The sequence below is a fragment of the Diplocloster modestus genome, assembly GCF_019042245.1.
GTDB classification, from domain to species: Bacteria; Bacillota; Clostridia; order Lachnospirales; family Lachnospiraceae; genus Diplocloster; species Diplocloster modestus.
On record NZ_JAHQCX010000005.1, the window covers coordinates 238,585 to 264,469 of the forward strand.

23 protein-coding genes are annotated in these 25,885 nt (G+C 47.3%); 4 read left to right on the plus strand and 19 right to left on the minus strand.

Annotated elements, in window-relative coordinates; translation table 11 throughout:
* Positions 1-234: 234 nt before the first annotated feature.
* Genes KTH90_RS09740 through KTH90_RS09750 form a run of 3 tightly spaced genes read left to right on the plus strand, consistent with a single transcriptional unit; the run spans position 235 to position 2,232 of the window.
* Entirely contained in the window at positions 235-1,092 is an 858-nt protein-coding gene (locus tag KTH90_RS09740) for a DUF5685 family protein (RefSeq protein ID WP_158351186.1), read from the plus strand.
* Positions 1,073-1,702, plus strand: coding sequence for a J domain-containing protein (locus KTH90_RS09745; protein ID WP_158351187.1), 630 nt, complete (start codon positions 1,073-1,075; stop codon positions 1,700-1,702). Before KTH90_RS09740 ends, KTH90_RS09745 begins: the two co-directional genes overlap by 20 nt.
* Positions 1,693-2,232, plus strand: a complete 540-nt coding sequence (locus KTH90_RS09750; RefSeq protein WP_158351188.1) for a hypothetical protein — start codon at positions 1,693-1,695, stop codon at positions 2,230-2,232. Before KTH90_RS09745 ends, KTH90_RS09750 begins: the two co-directional genes overlap by 10 nt.
* Before the next feature lie 68 nt (positions 2,233-2,300).
* Here the strand turns inward: KTH90_RS09750 and KTH90_RS09755 are convergent, their stop codons facing one another.
* From KTH90_RS09755 to KTH90_RS09795, 9 genes are all read right to left on the minus strand, one after another.
* Positions 2,301-3,518 (minus strand): MFS transporter, encoded by a 1,218-nt coding sequence (locus tag KTH90_RS09755; protein ID WP_238726707.1) that lies wholly within the window; start codon positions 3,516-3,518, stop codon positions 2,301-2,303.
* A 169-nt stretch (positions 3,519-3,687) separates the two neighbouring features.
* Entirely contained in the window at positions 3,688-4,221 is a 534-nt protein-coding gene (locus KTH90_RS09760; protein WP_158351189.1) for a hypothetical protein, read from the minus strand.
* A gap of 81 nt (positions 4,222-4,302) precedes the next feature.
* Positions 4,303-4,932: a hypothetical protein gene (locus tag KTH90_RS09765; RefSeq protein ID WP_158351190.1), complete on the minus strand. Its 630-nt coding sequence runs from the start codon at positions 4,930-4,932 to the stop codon at positions 4,303-4,305.
* 72 nt (positions 4,933-5,004) lie between these two features.
* Positions 5,005-6,795 (minus strand): alpha/beta hydrolase family protein, encoded by a 1,791-nt coding sequence (locus tag KTH90_RS09770; protein ID WP_158351191.1) that lies wholly within the window; start codon positions 6,793-6,795, stop codon positions 5,005-5,007.
* A 19-nt stretch (positions 6,796-6,814) separates the two neighbouring features.
* A complete protein-coding gene (locus KTH90_RS09775; RefSeq protein ID WP_158351192.1) occupies positions 6,815-7,858 on the minus strand; it encodes an ABC transporter ATP-binding protein in 1,044 nt (347 codons plus the stop codon).
* Positions 7,855-8,823 (minus strand): ABC transporter ATP-binding protein, encoded by a 969-nt coding sequence (locus KTH90_RS09780; protein WP_158351193.1) that lies wholly within the window; start codon positions 8,821-8,823, stop codon positions 7,855-7,857. The genes KTH90_RS09775 and KTH90_RS09780 overlap by 4 nt, the downstream gene beginning before the upstream one ends.
* Before the next feature lie 38 nt (positions 8,824-8,861).
* Positions 8,862-9,716 (minus strand): ABC transporter permease, encoded by an 855-nt coding sequence (locus KTH90_RS09785; protein ID WP_158351194.1) that lies wholly within the window; start codon positions 9,714-9,716, stop codon positions 8,862-8,864.
* 18 nt (positions 9,717-9,734) lie between these two features.
* Positions 9,735-10,655 carry an ABC transporter permease gene (locus tag KTH90_RS09790; protein WP_158351195.1) on the minus strand — a complete coding sequence of 307 codons (921 nt, stop codon included), beginning with the start codon at positions 10,653-10,655 and terminating at the stop codon, positions 9,735-9,737.
* A gap of 61 nt (positions 10,656-10,716) precedes the next feature.
* Positions 10,717-12,315: an ABC transporter substrate-binding protein gene (locus KTH90_RS09795; RefSeq protein WP_238726708.1), complete on the minus strand. Its 1,599-nt coding sequence runs from the start codon at positions 12,313-12,315 to the stop codon at positions 10,717-10,719.
* 883 nt (positions 12,316-13,198) lie between these two features.
* Here KTH90_RS09795 and KTH90_RS09800 point away from each other — a divergent pair.
* Positions 13,199-13,978 carry a GntR family transcriptional regulator gene (locus KTH90_RS09800; protein ID WP_158351197.1) on the plus strand — a complete coding sequence of 260 codons (780 nt, stop codon included), beginning with the start codon at positions 13,199-13,201 and terminating at the stop codon, positions 13,976-13,978.
* 113 nt (positions 13,979-14,091) lie between these two features.
* On the opposite strand, the gene KTH90_RS09805 is transcribed toward KTH90_RS09800, so the two are convergent.
* The 10 genes from KTH90_RS09805 to KTH90_RS09850 form a co-directional block, all read right to left on the minus strand.
* Positions 14,092-14,715, minus strand: a complete 624-nt coding sequence (locus tag KTH90_RS09805) for an SGNH/GDSL hydrolase family protein (protein ID WP_158351198.1) — start codon at positions 14,713-14,715, stop codon at positions 14,092-14,094.
* Positions 14,716-14,806: 91 nt separating this feature from the next.
* Positions 14,807-16,177 (minus strand): MATE family efflux transporter, encoded by a 1,371-nt coding sequence (locus KTH90_RS09810; RefSeq protein ID WP_238726709.1) that lies wholly within the window; start codon positions 16,175-16,177, stop codon positions 14,807-14,809.
* Between the two features lie 105 nt (positions 16,178-16,282).
* Positions 16,283-17,287 carry an MBL fold metallo-hydrolase gene (locus KTH90_RS09815; RefSeq protein ID WP_158351200.1) on the minus strand — a complete coding sequence of 335 codons (1,005 nt, stop codon included), beginning with the start codon at positions 17,285-17,287 and terminating at the stop codon, positions 16,283-16,285.
* A 613-nt stretch (positions 17,288-17,900) separates the two neighbouring features.
* Positions 17,901-18,884 (minus strand): ABC transporter permease, encoded by a 984-nt coding sequence (locus KTH90_RS09820; RefSeq protein WP_334300914.1) that lies wholly within the window; start codon positions 18,882-18,884, stop codon positions 17,901-17,903.
* Positions 18,874-19,890: an ABC transporter ATP-binding protein gene (locus KTH90_RS09825; protein WP_158351202.1), complete on the minus strand. Its 1,017-nt coding sequence runs from the start codon at positions 19,888-19,890 to the stop codon at positions 18,874-18,876. Before KTH90_RS09825 ends, KTH90_RS09820 begins: the two co-directional genes overlap by 11 nt.
* A gap of 2 nt (positions 19,891-19,892) precedes the next feature.
* Positions 19,893-21,155: an NEW3 domain-containing protein gene (locus KTH90_RS09830; protein WP_238726710.1), complete on the minus strand. Its 1,263-nt coding sequence runs from the start codon at positions 21,153-21,155 to the stop codon at positions 19,893-19,895.
* A 275-nt stretch (positions 21,156-21,430) separates the two neighbouring features.
* A complete protein-coding gene (locus tag KTH90_RS09835; RefSeq protein ID WP_158351204.1) occupies positions 21,431-23,011 on the minus strand; it encodes a GH35 family beta-galactosidase in 1,581 nt (526 codons plus the stop codon).
* 83 nt (positions 23,012-23,094) lie between these two features.
* Positions 23,095-24,114, minus strand: a complete 1,020-nt coding sequence (locus tag KTH90_RS09840; RefSeq protein WP_158351205.1) for a LacI family DNA-binding transcriptional regulator — start codon at positions 24,112-24,114, stop codon at positions 23,095-23,097.
* Positions 24,115-24,123: 9 nt separating this feature from the next.
* Positions 24,124-24,966, minus strand: coding sequence for a carbohydrate ABC transporter permease (locus KTH90_RS09845; RefSeq protein ID WP_158351206.1), 843 nt, complete (start codon positions 24,964-24,966; stop codon positions 24,124-24,126).
* A 22-nt stretch (positions 24,967-24,988) separates the two neighbouring features.
* Positions 24,989-25,867 carry a carbohydrate ABC transporter permease gene (locus tag KTH90_RS09850; protein ID WP_238726711.1) on the minus strand — a complete coding sequence of 293 codons (879 nt, stop codon included), beginning with the start codon at positions 25,865-25,867 and terminating at the stop codon, positions 24,989-24,991.
* Between the last annotated feature and the right edge of the window lie 18 nt (positions 25,868-25,885).

The following is a 25,885-nucleotide window of genomic DNA, read 5'->3' on the forward strand; positions in this document are numbered from 1 at the left end:
GGATGTTTTCCAGGTTCACTATGCCTTAAGATAAAACTATTTTAACGGAATGGACAAAAGAAAAAAGTGAAAATATACTCATTTTGTTAAATTTACATGCAGAATTTTTCCATAAAAGTGAAACTTCACTTAAGAATTTGCGAACAATATGTGAAGGATTCCACTTCCCCTGGAAATCCCCGGCAAGATGTAGTATAATCATGGGCATATCAGAAGTTTTGCGGGGAAGAGACCATGTTTGGATATGTGATGATAGACAAACCGGAACTAAAGGTGAAGGATTATTATAAATATAAAGCATATTATTGCGGCCTCTGCCGGATGTTAAAGGAGAGGTATGGTTTTCTCGGGCAGATGACGCTGACTTATGATATGACGTTTGCGATTGTGCTGTTGACCTCTTTGTATGAGAGCGATACTACTTTGTCAAAACACCATTGCATCGTTCATCCTGTGCAAAAGCATGAGATGCTTCAAAATGAGATTACTGAATACGCGGCTGCCATGAATGTCATTCTGGCCTGCTATCATTTCGAAGATGACTGGAAGGATGATAAGAGCCTGCCCGGTCTGGCCGGTTCCACCCTGCTGAATCGGAAAGTCAGGAACATTATCCGCCAGTACCCGGTCCAAAGTGACGCGATCCGGAATTCCCTGAGTCAGCTTCAGCAGTATGAGGCGGAGCAGGCTACCGATATCGACCTGATCTCCGGCTGTTTTGGAAAGCTGATGGAAGAACTGTTCCTCTATCGCAGGGATCAATGGGAACCCACTCTTAGAAGACTGGGGTTCTACCTGGGTAAATTCATTTATCTCATGGACGCCTATGAAGATCTGCCGGAGGATCTGGAAGGAAACCATTACAACCCTCTGCGGGCAATCTGTGAACAGGAAGATTATGAAGAGCGGTGTCATCAGATGATGCTCCTGATGATGGGCGAGTGCAGTGCTGAATTCGAGAAACTTCCCTGTCTGCTGGATGCGGATATTCTGCGCAATATTCTCTATTCCGGTGTCTGGGCAAAATACAACAAGATTCAGAAAAAACGAAAGGAAGAAAAAGAACAAGACGATGATAACAGATCCCTATAGTATACTGGGCGTGAACAGAAACGCCTCCAACGATGAAGTTAAAAAAGCTTATCGGGAACAGCTCCGCAAGTACCATCCAGATTCCTATGTAGGTAACCCTCTCTCCGGTCTGGCGGAGGAAAAATTCAAGGAAGTCCAGGAAGCCTACGACCAGATCATGAAAGAACGGGAAGGCGGATACGGCGGATATAACAGCTACGGCGGTCCGCAGCAAAGCCAGCAGACCTACGGCGGTTCCCAGGATGACGTGGAATTAAACGCGGTGGTCAACTATGTCAATTCCGGGCATTATCAGGAAGCCTTAAACATGCTGTCCAGAATACAGAACCGCAGCGCACGCTGGTATTACTGCAGCGCCGCCGCCAACGCAGGCGTCGGCAATAACGTAGTGGCCGTGGATCATGCCCGTCAGGCGGTCAACATGGAACCCGGCAATCCTCAGTATAACCAGCTGTTAAACCAGCTGCAATGGAACAGCCAGCGCTACCAGCAGGGCAGTTACGGCAACCGCGGCGGCGGTCTGCCCACCACCGGGAATTGCTGCTGTGATTTATGGATCGCGGACAGCTGTTGTGAATGTATGGGAGGAGATCTTTGTTCATGCATGTAAACGCAAGACAGATGGCCTTTACAGGCGTTTCTCTGGCACTTACAGTCCTTTTGATGATATTGAGCGGTATTCTGAAGTTTAACACTCTATTTCTGCTTGGAGCCGCTTCCTTCTTTGTCGGAATCGTCATCCGTGAATTTGGAATGGGATTAGGCGCCGCGTTCTATGCTGCCTCCATCCTGCTAAGCTTCATGGTGGCGCCCAACAAGCTTCACTGTATAACCTTCGCCGCTATGGGTTTCTATATCCTGATGGTAGAGATCGTCTGGCGACAGTTAGGTAAAACAAAGGCTGCCCATAACCGGAAAGCATTATTCTGGGCAGCGAAATACCTTATTTTTAATATCATCTATATTCCGATCCTTTTTCTGTTTCCGCGTCTTCTGTTCCAGCAGGAGCATACCTCATCCTATCTCTGGATCGCGCTGATCATCGGGCAGGTAATCTTATTTGTATATGACCGGGCTTATGAATATTTCCAATACGCTGTCTGGGGTAAATTAAGGAAGCACCTAAAACTGGATAAATAACAAAGGGGGACATGTCCATTTCGGTTTGGGACATGTCCATTTCTACATACTCTCCATTCAACTGCATGCTAGCCTTCCCTGGAGGCAGCCCTTTCCTTAAACGCATTTTCCACGCCGGTTATTCTCTTATGGAACACGATTACCAGGACGACAGCGATTACAACGGGGATAATCATCGTGCGCCACATAACTACATATCCGGCCCGCTCCGCGATCGCACCAGCCAGCACCGGACCGGCCAGGTTCCCCAGATCCTGCCCGATATAGCTGGTGCTGCTGGCGGAACCCCTTCTGGACTCCGGAACACATTTCATGCACAAGGTCTGGACCGCAGGCTGGGCCGCGCCGTATCCGAAAGCGGAAACCACGGCGGCAACCAGGAATAACGGCAGGCTGCCGGAAAAGCTGATGATCAGAAAGGACAGGGCAAACAGGCACATGGCTGGTATCAGCGCCTTCACAGCCCCGAACCGGTCCGCCAGCTTTCCGGCCGTAGTGGGCGCGAACAGCATGGAGACCGCATACACCGTATAGAACAGTCCGATATTCATGACGCCGCGGTTATCTGCGAAAATGACCAGAAATGAATTGATGTTGATAAAGGTCATCTGCAAAAAGAATAACAGGATGGCCGGCAAAGCCGCTTCCTTCGCAAAAATGTTCTTGACGGACACCTGGAATTTTTTCTTCTCCCGGGTGGGATTCTTAATCAGAGACACGACAAGCACACCGCACATCGTGCAGCATCCGGCGATCACGAATGTGGGCTGGTAACCGATGGACTGGGCCAGTGACAGTCCGATGGTGGGGCCAATAGCCTGGCAGGCCGCCTGGGCCAGCGTAAAGGTGCCGATACCGATACCGAATTTGTCAGCCGGAAGGGAATCCGCCGCCAGTGCCAGGCAGCAGGTAGCCGTAAACGCCTGACCGCAGCCCTGAAGCAGACGGAACGCGACCAGCATGGGGACGCTGTCTGAGATACTAAAACCAAAAAAGGAGACCGCAATCACAGCGATCGCTCCCATCAGAATGTATTTCCGGTTAAAGGCATCGATGGAAGGGCCGGATACAATCTTAAATATCAGCGCTGTCAGCGCAAACAGACTGGACACCAATCCCACAATTGTGGCCGTCGCGCCGAGATGATCCGCATATTTGGCAACCAGAGTATTCACCATCTGCATACCCAGGAACAGCATGGCATTGGCCAGGAATACACAGGTATACACCCGGTTCCATATTTTGGAACGGCCGCCGAAGGCCCGTTTCATTCGTTCATTATTCATTATTTACCTCCAGTGTGCGTTTTCCTGCACAAATAATTGCTTTTCTTTGAATACAAAATACGCAGCCTTCGGCAACTACAGCCATTTTCATAAGCAGGAAAGGCTGCAAGTCATCGAAGGCTGTCAGTTAAAACACTTAAAAACAGTTTGAACAATGTATAATCATATCTTAATTCCGGCCTAGTTTCTCTTCATCCGCCACATAGCTAAAGTCCGTAACAATACCGGCTTCCTCCCTGGCAGGTACACCCAGAACACTGAAGATAATCAGATTCTTTCTGAAATCATTCACATAGACAGGACCATGACGCAGGCCCTTGGGAACGAAGACGGCTCTCGGTTCATCGAAGGACAGTATCTGTTCCTCCTCCCCTTCACCCAGATGGAATTCTACATGAGCGCCCAGATCCTTAGGATGGTCCGGGTCGGTGCCGTAGAAAAAGAATGTTTTATCTGCATTATGTATCCATTTCGGATAGGGGCCTCCTTTGTGGCCGTCAGGACCGATATGTACGATTTTTTCTTCCTCTTTGGACGTTCCCTCCATCATCATGAAGTCATCCGTAATCGTCATGATCTCAACCCAGTTAGCCGCCTGATCCAGATGTTCCTTGCCAAACATATAGACGGGGGATTTTCCCCGGATCGGTTCCCGGTCCGTTTTTAAGGTCATTTTGATACAATATTTTTCCGCTGCATTCATCGTCTGCGGTACCTCCATTTGTTACTAACATTTGCAGTTTTATATCTGCCGTTTATTTCTCCTCTTGCTCCGGCCGGCAGCTCAAGCGAGCTGCTTTTCAAAATTACCAATAGGGTCCACCGGATCACTGCCGTAAAATTTTTTATAAGCTTCCATGTCATCTCCGATCACCGATTTGATTTTCGCGTCATCTCCGATGAACTCAAAGTCGTTGACTACCTCGGCCTCCGCCTTGCTGTTAACCGTATAGACGTTGGTGACCATTACATCCTTATGGAAATTCGTGATATAGATCGGGCCGTAACGTACATTCTGAGGGATAAATACGGCGCGGGGAGAATCAAATTCGAATATTACCTCATCTTCCCCCTCGCCCAGATGGAATTCCACATGTGCACCCAGGTCATTCAGATCCTCCATGTTGGTGCCGGAGAAGATCATCGTCTTATCACAGCCCTTGTTGTATTTCGGGAACGGACCTCCCTTGTGGTCTCCCATGTTATAGGTTCTTTTTTCGAACCCTTCCGGGAAGCCGTTCATCATCATATAATTTCCGGTGATCATCAGGATCTCCACCATGTTCGGTGCGTCCTCAAAATACTCCTGTCCCTGATATTCCTGGCCGAGAATCCAGGTTCCTGCACGCCCTGGACGGCGGGGCCGATCTTCACGCAGCAGCATTTGAATGCAGTTTTTTTCATATTTACCCATATATGATAACCTCCTTGATTTCTTTTTTATTTCAACTCGCACAGTGGGTTAAATGTAACTATTTTTGAACAGTCAATACAGCTCCACGACTTCCTGTGTCTTCCGGTTCCTTGCGAAACGCCGCATAAAGGACCAGGACAGACCTACCATAGAAGGCAGCGGCATATGAGGCATATTCTCAATTCCTACCATGCGCAGATGATATTTCCCGGCGCTGTTTTGGATATCCGCCATATAGTGTTCAAATCCATCGACAAACAGAACCTCACTTTTGTCGCAGGGAATGCCCAGTTTCCTGGTAACAAAGTCTTCACTCTCAGCCGTTGCCCTGATTTCATCCAATGTCTTCATCGGACATCCGGAGGCTTTTAACCGCCTCTGCCAGCTTCCTGCACGGCTCTCAAAACTTAACGGACACATAAATTCCTGCCCGGGCAGCAGATGGTCAGCCGCCTGATTTAACGGATACATACAGCCGCACTCGCTGTAACCGCTGAAATTGATCAACGGCATATCGATCTTACTCATAGCCTCTATCTTTTCATCCGGTACCAGTACCGCTTCGCCGCTCTCCTCGGGTCTTGGCAGGCCCGGAAAATTACCCAGCGGCGCTGCCGCTGCCACCACATCCGGATGCCGGTAAGCGAATTCCCTGGTAAAGTGTCCGTTATGGGAATGTCCCGTTACATAGACACGGTCCAGATCCACCGGATATAGTTCCGACGCGTCCTTTATAATCTCACACAGCAGGTCATTGTCGTCGGGATGCTCCGCCGCGAAGAACAGAACGCACAGCTCGCCGAAGGCGGCCAGTTTCACATACTCGAGATAGATCCCAAGCGCGGCCGGAATCAGATGGTCATTCGAATAATTGACTTCCTGGAATATACATACCACCGGCAGCTTCCGCCCGTCTTTTCCCGCAGCTTCGGGCGCTGCGAAGGTCCACCGGCTGCCGGATCTGTCATGATTTTTACAAATCAGGCCGTTTTTATGCAAATACTCCTGAAGTCCGGCGTCCTCCAGCCGGTCATAGGTGTATTCAAAATACATCCCCTCTGCCAGCTTTTTCCCCATCTCACTATAGAGCAGCCGGTCTTTGTTATAGGCTGCATTCCCGCACTGTGTAATCTGGAAAAAGTTATTGGTTTTATTGTTGGCCCAGAGACCGCTTATATTCAGCGCCGGAAGCTTCAGGGAGCCAATGTGTTCCACCTTGGCATCCACGTCTGTTACAGCTTTTCCATCGGGTGTCTTAAGCGTAAATTCTTTGATGTCCGACAGTTTATGGCCGGTACCGTATACGGAAGAAAGATCCAGGTACAGCCTCTTGGGATCCGCCGGGAAGATGGAGGTGGCTTCCAGGAGGATATTGGAATACATCATGCTCTCATCCACCTGTTCCATGGCCACATACAGCATCATCATATGTTCCCTGCGCGCCATCTCACTGTAAGCCTGGTAATGCTCCAGCATCTCCATCGCCCAGTAAGGATTCGTATAATCTGTTTTCTCCAGAACCATCAGCGCCGTATATTTTTCCTTCGGATTCTCAAGTGCTTCCTTCGAAGCCATCACAATCCAGCGCACGTGCCCCAGTTCGCGGTCCTCGTAATAAAAGCCCAGGTTCTTCCATTTCTCAATCACAGCCGGCACATTCATACTGCCGGTCTTGCTGTGGTAATCCTGCGGATTCTCATACCCTCTCCATAGGCTGTCATCGATAGCCTCCACCCGATGCGGAACACTGGGATTATCCTGCTTTGTGATCCAGCGCACCAGCTCATAGATAGGACTGGTTTTTATCTGCCATTTCGCTTCATCCCATAAGTCAATATTTTCATATTTACAAAAGTGGTTCATATTTTCCTCCGCGGGAAAATTAATTTTCCCGTTCCAGTTTAAGTTCCATCTCCCTGGATTCCTTCCAGCGGCCGCACGCCACAAAATGTCCCGGCTCAACTTCGGTCAGTTCCTGATCCTTATTCTTACACTCCTCGCAGGCCATCCAACAGCGGGGGGCAAAACGGCATCCGGGCTTCGGATTCATAGGGCTTGGAACATCCCCGGTCAGAACGATGCGCTTCTCCTGTTCCTCAAAATCGATTTTCGGCACGGCCGACAGCAGCGCGATCGAGTAAGGATGAAGGGTGTTTGAGAATATCGTGTCGGTCGGCGCGATTTCCACGATCTGACCCAGATACATGACCGCCACACGGTCCGAGATATGCCGCACCACGCTCAGGTCATGGGAAATAAACAGATAGGAAAGCCCCATCTCTTTCTGCATATCAATCAACAGGTTGATGATCGTCGCCTGCACCGATACATCCAGGGCAGATACCGGTTCATCGCAGACGATGAATTTCGGCTGCATGGCCAGCGCCCTGGCGATTCCCACCATCTGGCGCTTCCCTCCGTCCAACTCATGAGGATACTGGTCCAGTACGTAAGGTTCCAGTCCCACACGTTCGGCCAGCTTCCGTACCTTTTCGTCCAGCTCTCTGCCTTCTGCGGTTTTATTAATCTTAAAGGGCTCAGATAGAATACTTCGGATGGGTTTTCTGGGGTTCAGGGATGAATACGGATCCTGAAAGACCATCTGCGTCTTTTTCGTGAGCTCCAGGTTTTCCTTTTTGGATGGTTTGGTCACATCTTTATCTTCATAAAAAATTTTCCCGCCGGTGGGCTTTAGCAGCCGCATCAGAACATTGCCGACCGTGCTTTTTCCGCACCCGCTCTCCCCGACCAGGCCCAGGGTCTCGTTAGGCATGATGTCCATCGTGATATCATCTACCGCATGAAGGTATCCCTTACTGGGAATTTTAAAATATTCTTTTAAATGTTCCACCCGCAGCAGCGGTTTCTGTGTACTCTGTCCGGATGTCCCGGCCTCAATTTTATTTACCTTCTTTATCTCGGTCATAGGTTGCCTCCATGTTCCCAGCACTGCACATAATGATTTTCATTGACACAAATCATTTCCGGCTGCTTTGTCTGACACACCTTTGTGCAATGTCCGCAGCGGGGATGGAATTTGCATCCTTCGGGCAGCATCTGCGCGTTGGCCACATTGCCGGGAATCGAAGCCAGGCGTTCCCTTTTGCCGGTCAGCTTGGGTACGGCATTTAACAGTCCGATCGTATACCAGTGCATGGGATGCTCAAATACTTCCCTGACCGAACCGTATTCCACGATCTCGCCGCCGTACATGATCGCCACGGTCTGGCACAACTCCGCGATGATTCCCAGATTGTGGGTGATCATCAGAAGGGAACTGTCCATGGTCTTCTGCAGATCCTTCATAAGCTCCAGGATCTGTGCCTGAATCGTTACATCTAGCGCGGTAGTCGGTTCATCTGCGATCAGTATCTCAGGAGAACAGACCAGCGCTGCCGCGATACCTACTCTCTGGCGCATACCGCCTGAGAACTGATGCGGATAATCGTCCATACGATATTCCGGTATTCCCACCATCTGCAGGAATTTCGCGGCTTGTGCATGGGCCTCCTTTTCCGTCATATGCCCGTGCTGGCGCAATACCATAGTGATCTGATGTCCCACCGTGAATACAGGATTCAGAGAGGACAGCGGGTTGGCAAATACCATGGAGATTTTGCCGCCGCGGATCGTATTCAGCTCTTTTTCCTTCATTTTCAGCAGGGACTGTCCCTTATATTCGATGTCTCCGCCGGTGACATAACCGATCTTATCCGGCAGAAGTCCCATGACGGAAAGCGCCGTTGTCGTCTTGCCGGCACCGCTCTCTCCGACCAGGCCCATGGCCTGCCCTTTATAGAGTGTCATGTTTAATCCATTCACTGCTTTGGCCACCGTATCACCGGAACGATATTCCACGCTTAATTTTGAAATTTTTAATATTTCTTCCATATCTTAAACTCGCTTTCTATAGTGGAATCATCAGCCCCTTAATCCTTGTTCTTCGGATTAAGAATATCATTCAAACCGTCTCCTAAGAAGTTAAACGCCAGTACGGTCAGCATCAGCGCGATACCGGGTACAATGACGACCCACGGGGCCGTGGCGATATATTCCCGCCCATCGGAAATCATCGCTCCCCAGGAAGGGGACGGGGCCGGAACACCGAGGCCCAGATAACTCATGCTGGCTTCCGTAAGGATCATTCCGCCGAACGCCTGTGTGGCGGTGATGATGACGGGTGAAATTACATTAGGAAGTACTTCTTTCAGAATGATTTTAGAATTCGGAATCCCCAGTACCCGGGCAGCTTTCACATACTCACAGTCGCGGATACTCATCACCGTACTGCGTACCACTCTCGCCACCATGATCCAGCCGGTGATAGACAGCACGACCACCAGGTTCGTGATACTGGACCCCATGACGGCCACCACGCAGATCGCCAGAAGCAGGGTCGGCAGCGCCATCATGATATCGCAGATTCTCATCAGGATCAGATCCGCGATACCGCCGTAGTAACCGGCCAGCAGGCCGATGATCAGGCCGAGTATGGTGGTGATCAGCACCACGCTGAATGCGATCAGCAGCGAAGTCCTGCCTCCCAGCAGCAGACGTGTCAGCACGTCCCGCCCCATAGGGTCACAGCCGAAGATATGCTTGGACAGTCCGCCGAAGATCCCTTCCGGTGCCGCCAGCCGGTTCGTAAGCTCTGCTTTCAGAGGATCGAACTGGACGAAGAGAGGCGATAAAAAGCAGACCGCAGCGATTACCAGGATGCCTGCAAGCCCGATCAAAAACAGCTTGCTTTTCCACATCCGGCGCGTAAAATCTTTTCGATTCATGTTCTTTTCTCCCCCCTGTCAGTTAAAGGAAATACGTTTATCAATGAACGTATACAAAATGTCGACAATCAGATTACAGACTACCATAATCACAGCCACAATCAGCAGAATCGACTGCACCAGCTGGAAATCACGGGATGAAATCGCGGTAACCGTCAACTGGCCAAGACCCGGCCAGTTGAAGATCTGTTCGATTACCATGGAGCCGCAGAGCAGGATGCCCAGCTGTGCGCCCGATATGGTTACGATCGGGAGGATCGCATTTTTAAACGCGTATTTGACATAGACCTGAAATTTGCTGACTCCGCGGGCACGGGTAGCAGTTATGTACTCTTCTTGCAGTACGTCGATCATGCTGGAACGAAGCATTCTCGTGACCAGGGAGCAGAACGCGAATCCCACGCACAGGGAGGGCATCACCATATTCTTCCAGCTCCCCACGCCCTGTGTGGGCAGCCACTTTAAACCCACACTGAATATCAGGATCATCAGCAGGCAGAGCCATACCGGGGACATGGCCTGACCGCAGAGCGCAAAGGCAGTAGCACAGGTGTCCAGTGCGGAACCTCTCTTGATTCCGGCTACCAGCCCCAGCGGAATCGAGATGATCAGGGCAATGATTACGCCGATCACCGTGATTTTTGCAGTATTCAACAGCCTGGAGAGGATCAGGGGACCACAGTCCATATTAAAGTGGAAGGAATAGCCCAGATCGCCCTTTAAAAGATTTCCTATGTACATGAAGTACTGGACCACATAGGATTGATCCAATCCCATCCGGGTACGCATATTATCGATCTGCTCCTGTGTCGCCGTGGCCGGGAGCATCTGCACGGCCGGATCGCCCGGAGCGAGCCGTACCAGTGCGAATGCGATTATCGTAACACCGACAAGGACGATCAGAGTAAGCGCCAGGCGGCGTAGAATTTTCTTAAACACTTGGAACCCTCCTATAACTTTCGATTCACAGTCATTGAGAAATAATCAGAGAAGCTTCCCGTTATTTCATCTGAACGAAACGGTATTCACCGGAACCATCCGCAAAGACGTTGTAGTTGGATACATTACTGGCGCTGGCACACAGATAGGAAGGGGAGTACAGGTAGGAGAATGGCGCCATCTCATCCATTTCGATCTGGAATACCTGTTCTATCAGTTTCGTACGTTCTTCTTTATCGCCGCAGGTCCGTACCTGCGCACACAGATCCGACATTTCCGGATTCACATACTGGGAGCCGAATACGTCAAAGCCAATGATAACCGCAACTTCCGTCTGGGTGTCTCCGGCCGTGGAAGCGAACGCGCCGAGGATGATGTCAAAGGTTCCTGAGGATCGGCGGTCTGTGAAAGCAGCCTGCTCCAGAGGTTCCAATTTTACATTCAGTCCAACTTCCGCCGCCATGGACTGTACTGCCTGAGCCACTTCATCCGCGCGGATAAAGCTGGAGCTGGTATAAACCATGGAGATCTCAGATCCGTCATAACCGGATGCTTCTACCAGAGATTTCGCATGTTCCGGATCATATTTGTAACCCTCCGCGTCTGCCTTATAACCTACATTTCCTTCCGGGCAGGGCCAGGTCGCCGCGTTTCCGTTTCCGATAACGCTGGATACGATCGCTTCACGGTCAATGGCTTCAGACAGTGCGATTCTTAAGTCCTTATTGTTAAACTGAGAGTTCTCGCCGCAGTTATACTCGATATGTATGTGGGTGTCGGAAGCCACTTCCAGCATCGGGAATCCTTCCGCTTCCAGGTCTTTCTTATAATCCGCGCTTAACTGTAATACGATGTCCATATCGCCGGAACGCAGTGCGGATGCGCGTGTGGTGTCCTCACCGATGAACTGGTAGTCGATGATGTCCACATTGGTTTTGATATTATCAATCTCATCCCAGCCCCACCAGCTGTCATTGCGGCTCATAATGCACTGTCCGGTCAGCTGATCGAAACTGTCCAGGGTAAAAGCTCCTGTTCCGACGGGTGCCAGGAAATATCCTTCCGGATCTGCTTCCAGTGCTGCTTTGCAGATGATCGGCACGCGATATAGTTCATCGTAGAAAGTAGGCATCGGATTTGCCAGATGGATAATAGCTGTCTTTTCATCCGGGGTTTCCACTGATTCCAGATCTCCCCAGGCTCCGGTATCCGTCAAAGTCTTGTCATCCCGGATCCGTTCAAAGGTAGCTGCCACATCTGCGGATGTGAAGTCACTGCCGTCTGCGAATTTTACACCCTCTCTCAGGGTAAATGTGTAAGAGAGATAGTCATCAGCCTGCGTCCATTCTGTGGCAAGCCCAGGGGAGTAGGTCCCCATGTGGTCTGAATTTACCAGGGGATCGAAGATCAGGTAGTCCAGGTCATCACAGCCATAGCCGACATTGACGAAACGGTCCAGGGTACTGACCTGGTCCGCGTTGCTCCCGATGGTCAGGGTTACTTTGCCCGAAGTGTCGACGGTTTTCGATGAGGCGGATGCCGCCTGGTCTCCCCCGGCCGGTTTCGCAGGGTTGTCCGCGCTCCCGCAGGCCGTCAGTGACAGGATCATTGCTGCTGAAAGCACGCAGGTTAACAGTTTTGATACTCGTTTCATTTTCATTATAAGGTACCTCCCATTTTTATTTAATTGTGCCATACCGGGCACTTGTTTCATAGAACCTTATATTTCCAAGGGAACAACCGGTTAAAGTATAACCTGCCGGAGTATGTTCCCTCTTCTTTCCTTACAAGCGTTTTTGTCTTAACCTGTTACGACTTTTTTATTGTATTGCTTTGCCTATCATTCTTTATTTGTATTGCATTATTTATATCGCTTTATTCTTATGTAATGACATTGTATCATATGATTTTTGGAAATGCAACGCCTATTATCAGTTTTGCTATTTTCTACAAATATCAACTCTACTTTTTATGCAAAAAGACCAAATGCTTATAATTTGGCTTTTTAAGCGGACATTTTAAATATTTTAATCCTGGTTTTAACTTTACAGGGAGTTTGATATCTAGGTTATCCCGCATAAAAATTTAATTTCAGCCATTTGTTTATTAAAACTTGACAATAAATTCAACTGTGATAAAATATCCTTAAGGTCTTTTGTTATTACATTATATCAAAGTTTATTTAAGACCTGGTTTACTTTTTGTAAAGTTTCTTTACGTGAAGGGCCTTTATGTGGAGTATCTTTATGTGAGTACCTTTACGTGAAGTAGCCCTTATATGATGTATCTTTATGTGATATACCTTTATGTGATGTATCTTTATGTGGAGGTTCTTTATTATGAAGGTTCTTTATTATGAGGGTTCTTTATATGAAGTACCTAAGATAAGTATTTAAGTTAACTTGCTTATTGAAGTCTTTATCCTGTATCAAGCAGACATATCATAAAGTCCACCGTAACTAAAAACTTGCGAACCCTTTTCTAGTTCGCTATAATAATATTATTCGTATATAATGACGATACTAAATCAGGAGTGATTGGATATGCTTCAGGAAAAACAGCTAGACAAATCAATTCCCGTCCCACTTTATTTCCAATTAAAGAAGATGATATTGGAAGAAATGGAAGCTGGGACCTTTCCGGTCGGCAGCATGATTCCCACCGAAAATGAGCTGATTGAGATGTTCGGAATCAGCCGTACAACCGTTCGCCAGGCCATTACCGAGCTGGTTCAGGAAGGGAAATTATACCGTATTAAAAGTAAGGGAACCTTTGTGTCAAAACCTAAGATTGATCAGGACTATGTCCGGCGCGCCCAATCCTTCAATGCTCCCAATAATGAAGAAATCATACGCAGCGGCCGGGTTCCCAGTACCGAAGTGATCAGTTTAAGCGTAGTACAGATGCCGCAGCATATCTCCAAATTCTATCCGGCGGCTTCCAGCGACCGGGCCGTATGTCTCTATCGGAAACGCTGTGCCGATGGCAAACCCATCGTCCGTGTTATTACATACCTGCCGATCAGCAGCTGCAGCTATGTTCTGGAGCACGATTTCATGAAGGAAGGGCTGCACGAGGTGCTGGCGCTGCATGAGGATACCCGGGTCTGCCGGATATCACGGACTTGTGAAGCCATACCTGCCGACCTGGCCGACGTGGAGATACTGGGTGTAAAGCAGGGGAGTCCTATTCATTTCTTTACCAATATCGGCTACAACAGCCGCGGGGAAGTCGTTGAGTATTCCAACGCTTACTGCCGGGGAGATCAAAGCCGGCTGCATTTTGAAATAATACTGGATCAGAATTCGGCAGAGCATTCGTAACTGGCTGTCTGCCCGAAATCAAGAGATTTTAAAGATAATATCAGAAAGATACCGAAAGGCTGCCGTCCGCACATATTTTTGCTGGTACGGCAGCCTCTTTTCGTTATTAACCTTCACAGTAATTTTTGATATTGGGCATACAGGGCATTTGATATCAGTGCGTGGCCCACATAAGTAGGATGCACGCCGTCAAGCAGCACCGTCTCGTTCGAAGTCTTTGCCGCAAAATCGTCCAGCATTTGCTGCAGGGGAACGAAGAATGCGTGATATTGTTCCGCCATACTCTTTGATATTTTTGCGCAGGTGTTTACTCCTTCGCGGAACTGCTCTAAATACCGGTTGGTACCACTGCCCGATTGAACGTACGGTTCCATAATGATAACCTTCGTCTTCGGTAATTGCTGACTGATTTTTTCCAGGAGCATGGAATAAGTCTGCCTGTATACCTCGGGACTGACGCCGTTACCAGCTTCCAATCCATGCCATACGTCGTTTACGCCCATGAGGATACTGATAAAGTCCGGCTTAAGATCCAGGATGTCCTCATTCATTCTGGCGTAGATATCGATACTGCGGTTTCCACTGATGCCTCTGTTTATGCATTGATAAACGCCCGGATAGCCGACTCCGATCTTTCCCGCCGTCATCGTAGCATACCCATTACCTAAAAGATGATCATCTGTCCGGCATCGGCCTGCATCTGTAATGGAATCACCCATAAAAAGAATTGTTTTCATGCATACCTTCCTTTTACATTTTCTTTCATTTTACAAGTACAGTAGTTGAATGTCAATTTACATATCAATTCTCCAAGGGAATATTGTTCCGTCACAAAAGCTTCCTCTTCGCCCAGCGTCCTCCATAAAAATACAGAAAGCATATAACCGTGGGCAGTGCGCGCGACCAGGCGGTCCCGGCAAAAAAGCCAACGGCCCCCAGTCCCATTCCATAGACAAACAAAATACTCAATCCCACTTTACATAACACCCCGTCCAAAATACCAATAATAAAATTAAGGGAAGCAAAACCACTGCCCACCACCACCGCCTGAAACGCGGCAATCGCCGCCGACCACAAAACATGGGCAGTCATAATCCGCAGATATACGGTACCCAGCTCCAGCACTTCCCGGTTCCCGGAAAATATCCCAAAGATCGATTTTGGAAACAGGACAAATACGGCGGATATCAACACGGCGATTCCAAATGCCGAAAGAAAAGTACACCAGACAAACTTCTTAACCCTCTCGTATTTTCCGGCCCCAAGATTCTGGCCTATGATAACTGCCGCGGCCTGCTGCAGCGCTCCGGCAAATATATCCGTAAATTTCTGAAGCTTATTACCGATACTGTTGGCCGCTGATACTATGACTCCATAAACATTCACATGCATATTCACCCAGAACATGGAAAACCGCACCAGGGAAGTCCGAACGGCCTGCGGTACCCCCAGCGCCAGAAGAACTTTAAGATCCCTTCGGTTGATCCGAAAAGAAGAGGCATCAAGTTCCAGCCCCAGCTGCACCCTGTTCCGGTATAGAAAGAAAACTGCCGCCAGAAATGAAAACATCTGCGCGATAACCGTCGCCACCGCGGTTCCTGCCGCCCCCCAATGGAAAACTGCCACAAAAGGGACATCCAGTAAAATATTCACACCAGCCGCCAATGCAATAAAATACAGAGGGCTTTTTGACTCCCCCATCCCCCGCAGAATACCGCAGACAGCATTATACCCGAAAATAAAGGGGATCCCAAGCGATGTTATCCACATATAATCAGCCGCCTGTCTCATAGCATCCCCCGGGCAGTTCAGCAGCAGCAAAATCTGTTTATGAAACAACACACCCGCCAGCATGAATACGCATGCCAATAGGATCACCATAGACAAAAGCGTTCCCGCCGCGCTCCTGATCCGTTCTTCCATTTTCCCCCCGGCGCTCTGGGCTATATATGTCTGTCCCGCACTCGAAAAAGCCAGCGCCACCGGTGTCACAAGATCAGAGACTTCACCCCCCACCGAAACCCCCACCGTCCCCGCGTTCCCCAAAAACTTTCCGATAATAATCAGATCCGCCACCGAGTAAAGCTGCTGAATCAACCCCGATAAAATAATCGGTATCGTGAACACCGCCAGACTTTTAAAAATAGGGCCCTCCGTAAGATCAAGGCCCAGTTTTCCCGACTCTGTTTTATTTGTCATAATCCTATACCTTATGGAGCAGCTATGTTTGAGCCGCTCTTGCCGTCTGACTGCGCTGCATTGCCTGCCTCCCGGCCCCATTCTAATATAATTTGAACTTAAATATCAGATCCCATTCTCATAGTACCCGATAGATGCCCAGCCTCTGACCATCTTCTGAAGCCGGTCCCCATTCTTATAATCATAGCAGGCCGGATCGGCGATTATCTTATCGCATGCCTCGATGATAGACAGGAGAATATTCTTATCCAGGTCGTTGGTTCCATGGCCCCCGAAAATATAATCAAACTCATCCATACGTTTCGCCGTTCTCACCAGAGAATCCCGGTAAGCCGTCACCGTTCTGCGGGAATCCTCAGAAGGGATCGTGCTGCCCTGGAACCGGTCACGTGCATGATGCTCATCCGCGAAGAAATCGCTGCCGCCGCTTAAGCCCACACCGCTGCCACAGATCGCATCCCCCGCGATCAGGATACGATTCTTCTTATCCAGGTAACCCGCGTGGCCGGGCTGATGCCCCGGCAGCCAGATCAGTTCCACATCATAGTCCTCACCCAGATGGAACACATAACCGTCGGGAACACCGACAAATTCATATTTCTTGAACGGGATAATGTCTTTGCGGTCAAAATCTACCCAGATGCTGTTTCCGTTGTCATCAAACAGATAATCCCAGATACCCGGGTCCTGTTTCCAGTTCATATCATCCACCAGGTCCACATGGCCATATGCCTTGTCAAACTGGCAGTTTCCATAAGAATGGTCACAGCTGCAGTGGGTATTCACAAGAATCACCGGCTTTCCTCCGCTGATCTCATCCACCAGGCCTTTTAAGTTGCCAAGGCCGAAGCTGGTGTCGATTAACATGGCTTTTTCCGGACCTATGATCAGGTACATCCACACGAAGTTGTTATGCCCATCCAGCAGATTCGTCAGCAGGCCGTAGAAGTTCTCACGGAACTGGTAGACCTCCACGAAAGGATCTACATCGTAGATTTTTTTTGTCTTATTGTTTTCCCGCAGATTGTTGATCCATGCCGCGTCTAAGTAAGCTTCTCCCACATTCAGCGGGATTCTTGTAACTTTTCTTGATGCTATACTTTCTGTCATTTTTCTTACCTCCTGGGTTTTATATTTTTTCTATATTATTATTTTTATGGGTACTTAGGGGCAGTTTTTATCGCTATGAGCACTTAGCGGCTGTTCTATGCCGCTTACGTGCGCTACTATTTTTTATCGCTGTTGATATTTGAGGGTATATCATCCTTGCTCTATGTATAAATATGTTTTGTTACTATGTCATGTCATTATTATATTACAAGAAAATAAAAATTGCAAGAAAAAGATTCGGAACCAGATCAGCTTCTTATGATAACAAGGAAGTATATCGGGATACCAATATATGAGGTAAGCATCCTAAGACGCCTGACACCGTTAAAAACCGCCCCCTGTCTCTGTGACAAAGGGCGGTAAGATTCGAGTCTGCATCCTGAGGCAGAACATTTCTCTTCTGCTTTTCTATTTGATTAGTTTCTGGCCGGAATAAGCCATTCCTCTCCCATTAGACTCTTTTGTTCTTTTTCACCGTATATATGACCCACACCACCATGTTTGGATGCCATTCTGTGAATGCATCAGTAATATAAACAATCTGTTCTTCGTTTCCATCTGTCCAGCTGAGGAAATTATGCAGGAAAAGGCTTGAAATCTTAAACCAACCCCTCTACTGCCCCGACCGGATCTCCTGCCGCATAAAGCAGACATAAGAGATAGCGAACACTATCATCGTCAGCGCCAGAAGCCACACCAGATGCGGCCAGACCAGAAGCAGGCTCTGCCCCAGAGGCAGGTAACCGGCCACAGCTCCGGACAGCTGATTGACCGTGATGACACTGACCGTCCGCACGCTGGGATTCAGGATCGTGGAAACCGCTTCACTATAGAGATAATAGGGCGACAGCCGGTTCAGATTCTGATTCCAGGTATAGTTCTGCATAACCGTCTGCATGGATGTGGCGTTCTCTGTCGGGAACAGCCCGTTTGCTATAATTCCCGCCAGAAGGCCCATGAAAATAGCAAAGAAGAGCCATACCGCGATCACTGCCAGGGCGGACGTTGCCGCGTGCTTGCACAGCACGGAGAACAATATCGCCAGCGCCAGCCAGAAAGCGATATAAACTGTAGTATAGATCAGGAACACAAACAGCCTGACCAGTTCTTCCCCGCTCGGGGCGATCCCGGTACTGACCAGACCTGCGGTACCGATCAGAATTCCCATTGAGAAAACCATGATTACGATAACCGTATAACCGGCCAGGAATTTCCCGTTGATGACAGCGTCCCGGTAGATCGGCTGGGAGACCAGGCGGTTCAGAGTACCGCTGGTCCGCTCATTATTGATAGCATCAAAACCCAGAGTAAGTCCTACAAAGGGCCCCAGCAGCGCGATAAAGGATACAAAGGAGGGTATGGATTTCCCGCTGGTTGTAAATAATTTGAGGAAAATAAAATCACTGCTGTCCTTGACCGCATCCTGTATTCCGGATAAGGCGCCGTAGAGGCTGGCAAGGCTCGTGATCAGGATCAGCAGCAGTATGATCAGGAACCTCTTGCTATGCATGTGATCCGCCATCTCTTTCCGGTAGAGCACCATCAGCCCGCTGCTTTTTCTTCCCGCGCCCGGGCCGCCCGTTTCTCTATTCGCCATCCTGCCGGCCCAGGGACATAATTTTCCGAATTTTCTTTTTGTTTCTATTGTCTCCATTTTTTTGACCTGCCTTCTCAAAATAGCGTCTGTAGATTTCATCCAGATCCTGACCGCATTGGCGTAAATGAAGCAGTTTATAACCATTTAGTACGACAATCCTGGAGATCTGTTCCCGGATATCCTGGTTCGAACGGATGATCATCCCCTCCGGGCCGTCCTCGATCTCTTCCACTCCATATACGCTGCGAATCAGTTCCCGCAGCCGTTCATCCCCGGGTTCCGCCTTCATCTCCAACCGGTAATAACCGTCCTTCAGGATCTGCTTCCCCAGCTCTTCGATGCGTCCGCAGGCAATCAGATTCCCCTGAACGAATATCCCGACCCGGTCACAGACCTGCTGGATCTGATAGAGCTGATGAGAGGATATCATGATCGTGCGTCTATCTTTATCCGCCAGCTCCCGGATCAGCACAAGCAGTTCGTGCATCCCTTCCGGATCGATGCCGTTGGTCGGCTCATCCAGGATGATGACCTGAGGGTCCTTCATCAGGACATCCGCGATTCCCAGCCTCTGCTTCATCCCTTTCGAATAAGTTGCCGTTTTCTGGTCCGCCGCGGCGGTCATGCCGACTCTTTCAAGGAGCTGATCAATCCGTTCTTCCAGTTCGTGTTCCCCGACCCCGTTCAGCCGTCCCGTGAATCGCAGGTTTTCCCGGCCGGTCATGTCCGGGTAGAACCCTACGTTATCCGGCAGATAGCCTACGATCCGTTTTACCTCGATGGGATTCCTGGTACAGTCTTTTCCGTCGATAAAGGCCGTACCGCCGTTTGGCTCCGTCAGGCCCAGCAGCATCAGGGTTGTGGTTGTCTTGCCCGCCCCGTTGGGCCCCAGCAAGCCGAACACTTCTCCCCGGGCGACACTTAAGTTTAATTGATTCACCGCCGCTTTTTCGCCATACTTTTTAGTCAGACCATTTATTTGTATGATCGCTTGATTATCAGCCATAGCTATCTTCTCCCATATTTACGGAACACATAAACCAGGCCGCCTGCCAGGGCAATAATGATAATAACTGCCACGAATCCCCATACCGTATGGGTCTTCACGGATACTCTTAAGTCCGCCTGGGCAGATGTCTCTGAACTGCCTGCACTGATGGAGGTGACATAATCACCGGTTATGGCGTCTGAGCCGGGAGTAATATAGGCAGTTACTTCCTGGGTGCTCCCGGCAGGCAGTGTCTCAACCGTCGGAGTTTCAAACCGGACATTCCATCCGTCCGGAGCGGATGAGGTCAGGTTCACATTCTGAAGATCCGCGCTGCCGTTATTGGTAATGGACAGGGTGACCGGCGTTTCCTTATTCGCATAGGCATCCAGGCTGAGCCTTCCGCTGGGTGTGGACAGGCTGAGATCATAGGTTCCTGTGATCGTCACCGTCAGATCCGTCGAAAGCGTCTCCCCCGCTGATGCCGCGGAGCAGGAGATCTTATAGTCACCGGCTGTGGCATTCGCCGCCGGGGTTACCGTAATAGAGATCCCCTGGCTCTGTCCTGCCTCCACGTTCAGGCTGGCCACCTGATTCGTCTCACCGGAGGGTTTAAACTGCACCTGCCAGCCCTCGGGGGCCTGCGCAGACAGACTGTATGACTGATCAGTGGCTCCGTTATTGGCCAGGGTTGTATTAAAACTGAAACTGGTCGAAGGTGATCCCTGCAGTTCGGGATACTGGGAAGTGAAGCTGCTCTGTCCCACCGCGGCCTCATTTACATTTATCACAAGATCCATAGCGGATACGATCCCCTCGCCTGCGTCCGCCTGCAGGCTGATCGGATACGTGCCCTCCGCCACATCATCCGGTATTTTTACATTAAAGGTTACGGTGGCTCCCTCATCACCGGCGCTCACATGAACCCGGCTGACCTGATTACCTCCGCCGTTAAAATAGCCCTCCCATCCGTCCGGGATGGAAGTTACACTTAGATCCGCATTCAGAGGCGATCCGTGGGTATTCTGAAGAACTACGGAAAAGCTTAAGTTTTCTCCCGGTTTCGCAGTGATCCCCGGGTAGCTGGTACTCATCTCCAGGCCTCCTGCCGCCCAGGCTTTAAACGGCGAAGCAAGTAAAAATACAGTCACTGCCATGGTCAGCAGAATAAAAAAACAAATCTTTCTATACACCGGCTGCCTGACATTCATCTGTTGGGCATGAGCGCGGGAATACCCGGACGGGCATAATTTTTCACGTGGATTTACTATTTCTTCTAACATGTCATCTTCCTCTCCATCCATGATACTTTAAGGTTCGAACCTGTCTCCTTTTTGTTTCCAGTTACCTAAACGGGTTTGACCGTTTTCTGTAATCTGCTTTGGCCTCAGCTGATACCAATATTTTACAAATTTTTTATGATCATATTATGTTTAAATTGTCAAAATTTTGTGTTCAACCATAGAATCTGGTGGCAGTTTGCTGGAATCCTCTCTCAGCAAACTCACCAAAAAGGGTGTGAAGTATCAATACTTTCACACCCTTTCGAAGCACAAATTTAAAATTCATAATACAAAGCCTTTACTATTGTCGGCTTTTCCTCCATTCGGATATATTGTTCATCCCCATTCAATCGCATATAGGTAATCCAATTACCGGTCTCATCATACGTACCTTTTTCCAATGATAAAAAATCCAACTGCTTGCTTATATTTACAGTTTCCGGATAAGCTCTATATCCATAACCGATAAAGATCAATTCATTTTCGCTATTTTGAATTACGATCCCCGCGCCTGGGATGAATTCGTTATCATCATGGATTTGATGATAAAATTCAACGGATATCTGATATTTCCCCAGTCTCACATGTTTCGTCATATGACCGCAATTTTGTGTAAATCCTATCATTTTATCTGTTCCGTAGAATTTTGTAATAATCGGCATCATATTTCCAAGCAGCTTATAACTTTTTGACAGAAACTCCTTTACCGCTTCACCGGATACATTCTTATCATTCGGATTGGTATGTATGATCTGCGTGATAAACGATTTATCCTCACCGATACTTTCCGCTCCAAACGGTGCGTAGCATAATGTATGATAGGTACCTACGGCCGTATACAAATTAGCAGCTGCCCATTTATCCCTGCGGGTTTCCGGTATAAACAGCGGGTTATCGCTTCTCGTGTATAAGCCCGCAGTTTTTTCAAACTGAAATGTATAGATATCCGGACATAATACATCTAAATCAGGAGCTGCGCACTTCCACACATCCAGCATCTCCGGCAATGGCCCGCCGCTTGGATAAAAGCCTGGCCTTTCATCATCAAATTCTTTCTGCCAGGCATTTGTAAACATTGGCAGCGCATAGCACTCTTTACCGGATTCCGCCAGTTTGTTAATATGCAGCGCATAGTGCCAGCACATAAATGCTTCATCCGCATATTTTTTAAAAACATTGCGCCATGACTGGTCAGACGTATCTTCATAATCAATTATTACACTGCTTAAGCCATTACTTCCTGCATTTTTGATAGATCTCAGTAATTCATCAGGAACATTTTCATTAAATTCTTTATCCGCACCGGATGAAAAATCTCTGGCTGAACCTAAAACACCGACTTCGTTTTCAACTTGCACCGCTATAACGGTCTGTTCATCAGCGTCAAACTCCTTTACATATTTTATAAAATTAGTAAAGGAATTAAGCTCCGCTGATAAAAGATGACTCTGGAACATGCTTAGAATTCTCGTTTTCACTCCATGTTCGTCTTCCGTTCTTGGAAATCTTTTTAAATCAGTCTTGACCCAATTGGGAGCATAAGTCGAAAGTCCATTTTTCCAGCTTCCAAACCATAGTAAGACTAATTTCATATTTTGACTTCTTGCATCTGATATTAATTGTTCTACCAGATTAAAATCAAAATGATTTTCCTGCGGCTCAATGAACTCCCAGTAAACCGGGGCTAAAACCGTATTACAATTTAATTCCCTTACCTTTCTCCACACCTGCTGCATATATTTACGTGAGGTACATGCGGAGTTATGTACCTCTGCGGCTAACATTATATAAGGCCGGCCGCTTACCAGAAAGGAAAAACCGCTGTTTATTTTATCGATTCTGGGCAAACTTTCCATATTTACCTCCAGTGCCGCATTTACTGCAGCTCAATTACAGATTTAGGCAGAATATTTTTTGGTTCCACCTATTCCTCCCAAAATCATTTTTGTAATTGTGTTGTGCCTCTGACAATCAAGTCTGTTTGAACGGCTATTTTAGTATTGTAATCCATGGTATCCACATTCTGTATCGCATCCACGATTGCCTTGGAATATTCTTTATAATTACAAGCTATTGTCGTAATACCCGGATAAATAAACTGCGATATGTCAAGATTATCGTATCCCACAATCGCGATATCTTTCGGAATACTCATATTATTTTTGTATGCCTCGCTTAACACTCCTGTCGCGACCAGATCATTAATGCATATGATGGCCTGCGGTAATTTATCGCACTTTAACATTTCCTGCATAGCGATATTGCCGCCCTCTACCGAGTAATCACTTTCAATAATTTCTCTGCGTATGTTTATCCCATACTTTTCAGCATTATCTATGATCTCTTCCCGTCTTTTTATAGTAGTTCTGACATTGGAATATCCACCCAGCAGCACGACATCCCGGTAGCCTAAGCCGGATAAATGTTCTAATAGTTTATTACTGCTTTTTTGCTGCTCCTGATATATTTGTATGCAGCCTAAATTAGGCACGTCAACGCATGAGATAACCGGTATCTTCTTATTTACCTCTTCTATTTCACACAGATATTTTTTATTGCTCTCGATATCATCAAGACGCCCGCCCATAAATACAATCGCCCGGACATTCGCGGATATAAATGCATCCAGGATATTGCTCTCCAGGCGTTTATCTGATTCTGAATTACATAACATCAGGGTGTAGCCTTGCTTTTGGGCAATAAGCTCTGTCTCGTAAAATAGTTGTGCATAATAGGGACTGTTAATATGAGGAACAATAAATCCTACTGTATTTGATTTACTGGACTGCAAAGCTTTCGCAATCAGATTCGGTTTATAATCGTATTTTTCAATCAGATCTAAAACTTTTTTCTTCTTGTCATTATTAACTTTTCCCGTATTATTGATGATTCTGGACACCGTAGCTGTTGAAACATTCGCTAGTTTCGCAATTTCAACAATAGTTATCTTCTCACTCATGAAAATATCTTATCCTTTCAATCCACTGTTCACAATGCCTTTAATAAAATATTTTTGGAAACATACGTATAGTATAATAATCGGCAATACCGTAAGCAATGACATCGCCATAACCGGACCTTGATCAAGAGCATCTTTGTATCCGCTGATGGATGAATTTAAAAATACCAAGCCCACAGCCAATGTATATTTCGATTGGTCATTTAAAAATATGACAGGTCCAAAGTAGTCGTTCCATGTCCACACAAACATAAAAATACCTACTACAAATAAAATTGCTTTTGAATTGGGTATCACTATTTTAAATAATATATTTAATTCACTGCATCCATCTATTCTCGACGCCTCCTCTATTTCTTTTGGAAAGGTTTTAAAGAACTGATGTAACAAAAATATACTAAAAGCACTCCCCGCCAGGATATTCGGCAATACCAACGGTACAATCGTATTGATCAGCTTCAATTTTGCATAAATACTATATAAAGGTATAATCGTTACGAAATATGGCACCATCATGGTGGACATCAGCAGTGCGAACCAAAAGCCTTTCAGACGGGCATCATATTTTGCAAACCCGTAAGCGACCAGAGTCGTACTGATTAATGTGCCGAATATATTTAACAAAGTTATTATACTACTATTTTTAAAATATGTAAAAAAATCACTCTTCGTAAAAATATATTCAAAAGACCTAAGCGTGGCAGGTGACGGAATTAATTCCGGCGGATATTTTACTATTTGCTCTGTGCTCATCAAAGAGGTAGATAACATCCAGACAAACGGCAGCAAAAATATCGCACCTAAAACAATACATATTAAAATCCAAATTCCAAATCTACTCTTTTTTAACATAAGTAACGATCTCCCGCCTTTCCTAATCTTCGTAATTCATACGCTTTTCCAACGATTTTAATATAAACATACTGATGAATAATATAATCAAAAACATGATCCAGGCAAGAGATGCGGCGTATCCGAATCTGCCAAAGCTAAAACCGCTGTCATAGATATACATTCCATACATATAAGTTTTTTTGAACGGTCCCCCGCCTGTCATAATTAATGGCTGCACAAATATCTGAAAAGCGTTTATAATTCCCATAACCAGATTGAATACGAAAACATTCGAAATTAAGGGCAGTGTTATTTTAAAGAAGCATTTCATACTGCCTGCTCCATCAATTTTTGCGGCTTCATAATAGGAGACAGGTATTTGTTTAATACCGGCCAAAAATATCAGCATTTGTGAACCGCAGAATATCAAATTAACCAACACAAGCGCGGTCATTGCCCACTTTGAATCTGTTAACCAATTGGGTCCCTGTATCCCAAAAAACGATAAAATATAATTGAGCAGACCGCCTTCCCCTTTCAGCAAAAACTTTGCGACCGTAAATACTGCGGCTCCTGCCGCTACGGACGGAAAATAGAAGACGATTTGAAAGAAATTACTTGCTTTCGATTCTTTGGAAAGCAAAAATGCTATGATTAAAGCCAGCGTCAAACTTGTCGGCACTGCTATGATTGCGTATTGAAAAGAATTAATCAGACTTTTTATAAATAAATCATCATGGAATAAGATGTCCGTATAATTTTGCAGGCCTATAAAATTCGGCGCCGCGCTTCCGCTATATTGTGTCAGTGACAGATATAAAGAATAGATTAACGGTATAAAAGTCAATAGAAAAAATCCCGCTAACCACGGGGAAATAAACATGTAAAAATATTTTGCTTCTTTTCTTCTAGATTTCATATATAACCATCCCAGTAT

Excerpts from the sequence above, each read along its gene's own strand:
- KTH90_RS09830 (WP_238726710.1), bottom strand. The coding sequence starts at position 21,155 with ATGTTAGAAGAAATAGTAAATCCACGTGAAAAATTATGCCCGTCCGGG.
- KTH90_RS09745 (WP_158351187.1), top strand. The coding sequence starts at position 1,073 with ATGATAACAGATCCCTATAGTATACTGGGCGTGAACAGAAACGCCTCC.
- KTH90_RS09820 (WP_334300914.1), bottom strand. The coding sequence starts at position 18,884 with ATGGCGAATAGAGAAACGGGCGGCCCGGGCGCGGGAAGAAAAAGCAGC.
- KTH90_RS09755 (WP_238726707.1), bottom strand. The coding sequence starts at position 3,518 with ATGAATAATGAACGAATGAAACGGGCCTTCGGCGGCCGTTCCAAAATA.
- KTH90_RS09825 (WP_158351202.1), bottom strand. The coding sequence starts at position 19,890 with ATGGCTGATAATCAAGCGATCATACAAATAAATGGTCTGACTAAAAAG.
- KTH90_RS09815 (WP_158351200.1), bottom strand. The coding sequence starts at position 17,287 with ATGACAGAAAGTATAGCATCAAGAAAAGTTACAAGAATCCCGCTGAAT.
- KTH90_RS09750 (WP_158351188.1), top strand. The coding sequence starts at position 1,693 with ATGCATGTAAACGCAAGACAGATGGCCTTTACAGGCGTTTCTCTGGCA.
- KTH90_RS09785 (WP_158351194.1), bottom strand. The coding sequence starts at position 9,716 with ATGAATCGAAAAGATTTTACGCGCCGGATGTGGAAAAGCAAGCTGTTT.
- KTH90_RS09805 (WP_158351198.1), bottom strand. The coding sequence starts at position 14,715 with ATGAAAACAATTCTTTTTATGGGTGATTCCATTACAGATGCAGGCCGA.
- KTH90_RS09770 (WP_158351191.1), bottom strand. The coding sequence starts at position 6,795 with ATGAACCACTTTTGTAAATATGAAAATATTGACTTATGGGATGAAGCG.
- KTH90_RS09760 (WP_158351189.1), bottom strand. The coding sequence starts at position 4,221 with ATGAATGCAGCGGAAAAATATTGTATCAAAATGACCTTAAAAACGGAC.
- KTH90_RS09845 (WP_158351206.1), bottom strand. The coding sequence starts at position 24,966 with ATGTTAAAAAAGAGTAGATTTGGAATTTGGATTTTAATATGTATTGTT.
- KTH90_RS09740 (WP_158351186.1), top strand. The coding sequence starts at position 235 with ATGTTTGGATATGTGATGATAGACAAACCGGAACTAAAGGTGAAGGAT.
- KTH90_RS09835 (WP_158351204.1), bottom strand. The coding sequence starts at position 23,011 with ATGGAAAGTTTGCCCAGAATCGATAAAATAAACAGCGGTTTTTCCTTT.
- KTH90_RS09850 (WP_238726711.1), bottom strand. The coding sequence starts at position 25,867 with ATGAAATCTAGAAGAAAAGAAGCAAAATATTTTTACATGTTTATTTCC.
- KTH90_RS09795 (WP_238726708.1), bottom strand. The coding sequence starts at position 12,315 with ATGAAAATGAAACGAGTATCAAAACTGTTAACCTGCGTGCTTTCAGCA.
- KTH90_RS09765 (WP_158351190.1), bottom strand. The coding sequence starts at position 4,932 with ATGGGTAAATATGAAAAAAACTGCATTCAAATGCTGCTGCGTGAAGAT.
- KTH90_RS09775 (WP_158351192.1), bottom strand. The coding sequence starts at position 7,858 with ATGACCGAGATAAAGAAGGTAAATAAAATTGAGGCCGGGACATCCGGA.
- KTH90_RS09810 (WP_238726709.1), bottom strand. The coding sequence starts at position 16,177 with ATGACAAATAAAACAGAGTCGGGAAAACTGGGCCTTGATCTTACGGAG.
- KTH90_RS09840 (WP_158351205.1), bottom strand. The coding sequence starts at position 24,114 with ATGAGTGAGAAGATAACTATTGTTGAAATTGCGAAACTAGCGAATGTT.
- KTH90_RS09780 (WP_158351193.1), bottom strand. The coding sequence starts at position 8,823 with ATGGAAGAAATATTAAAAATTTCAAAATTAAGCGTGGAATATCGTTCC.
- KTH90_RS09800 (WP_158351197.1), top strand. The coding sequence starts at position 13,199 with ATGCTTCAGGAAAAACAGCTAGACAAATCAATTCCCGTCCCACTTTAT.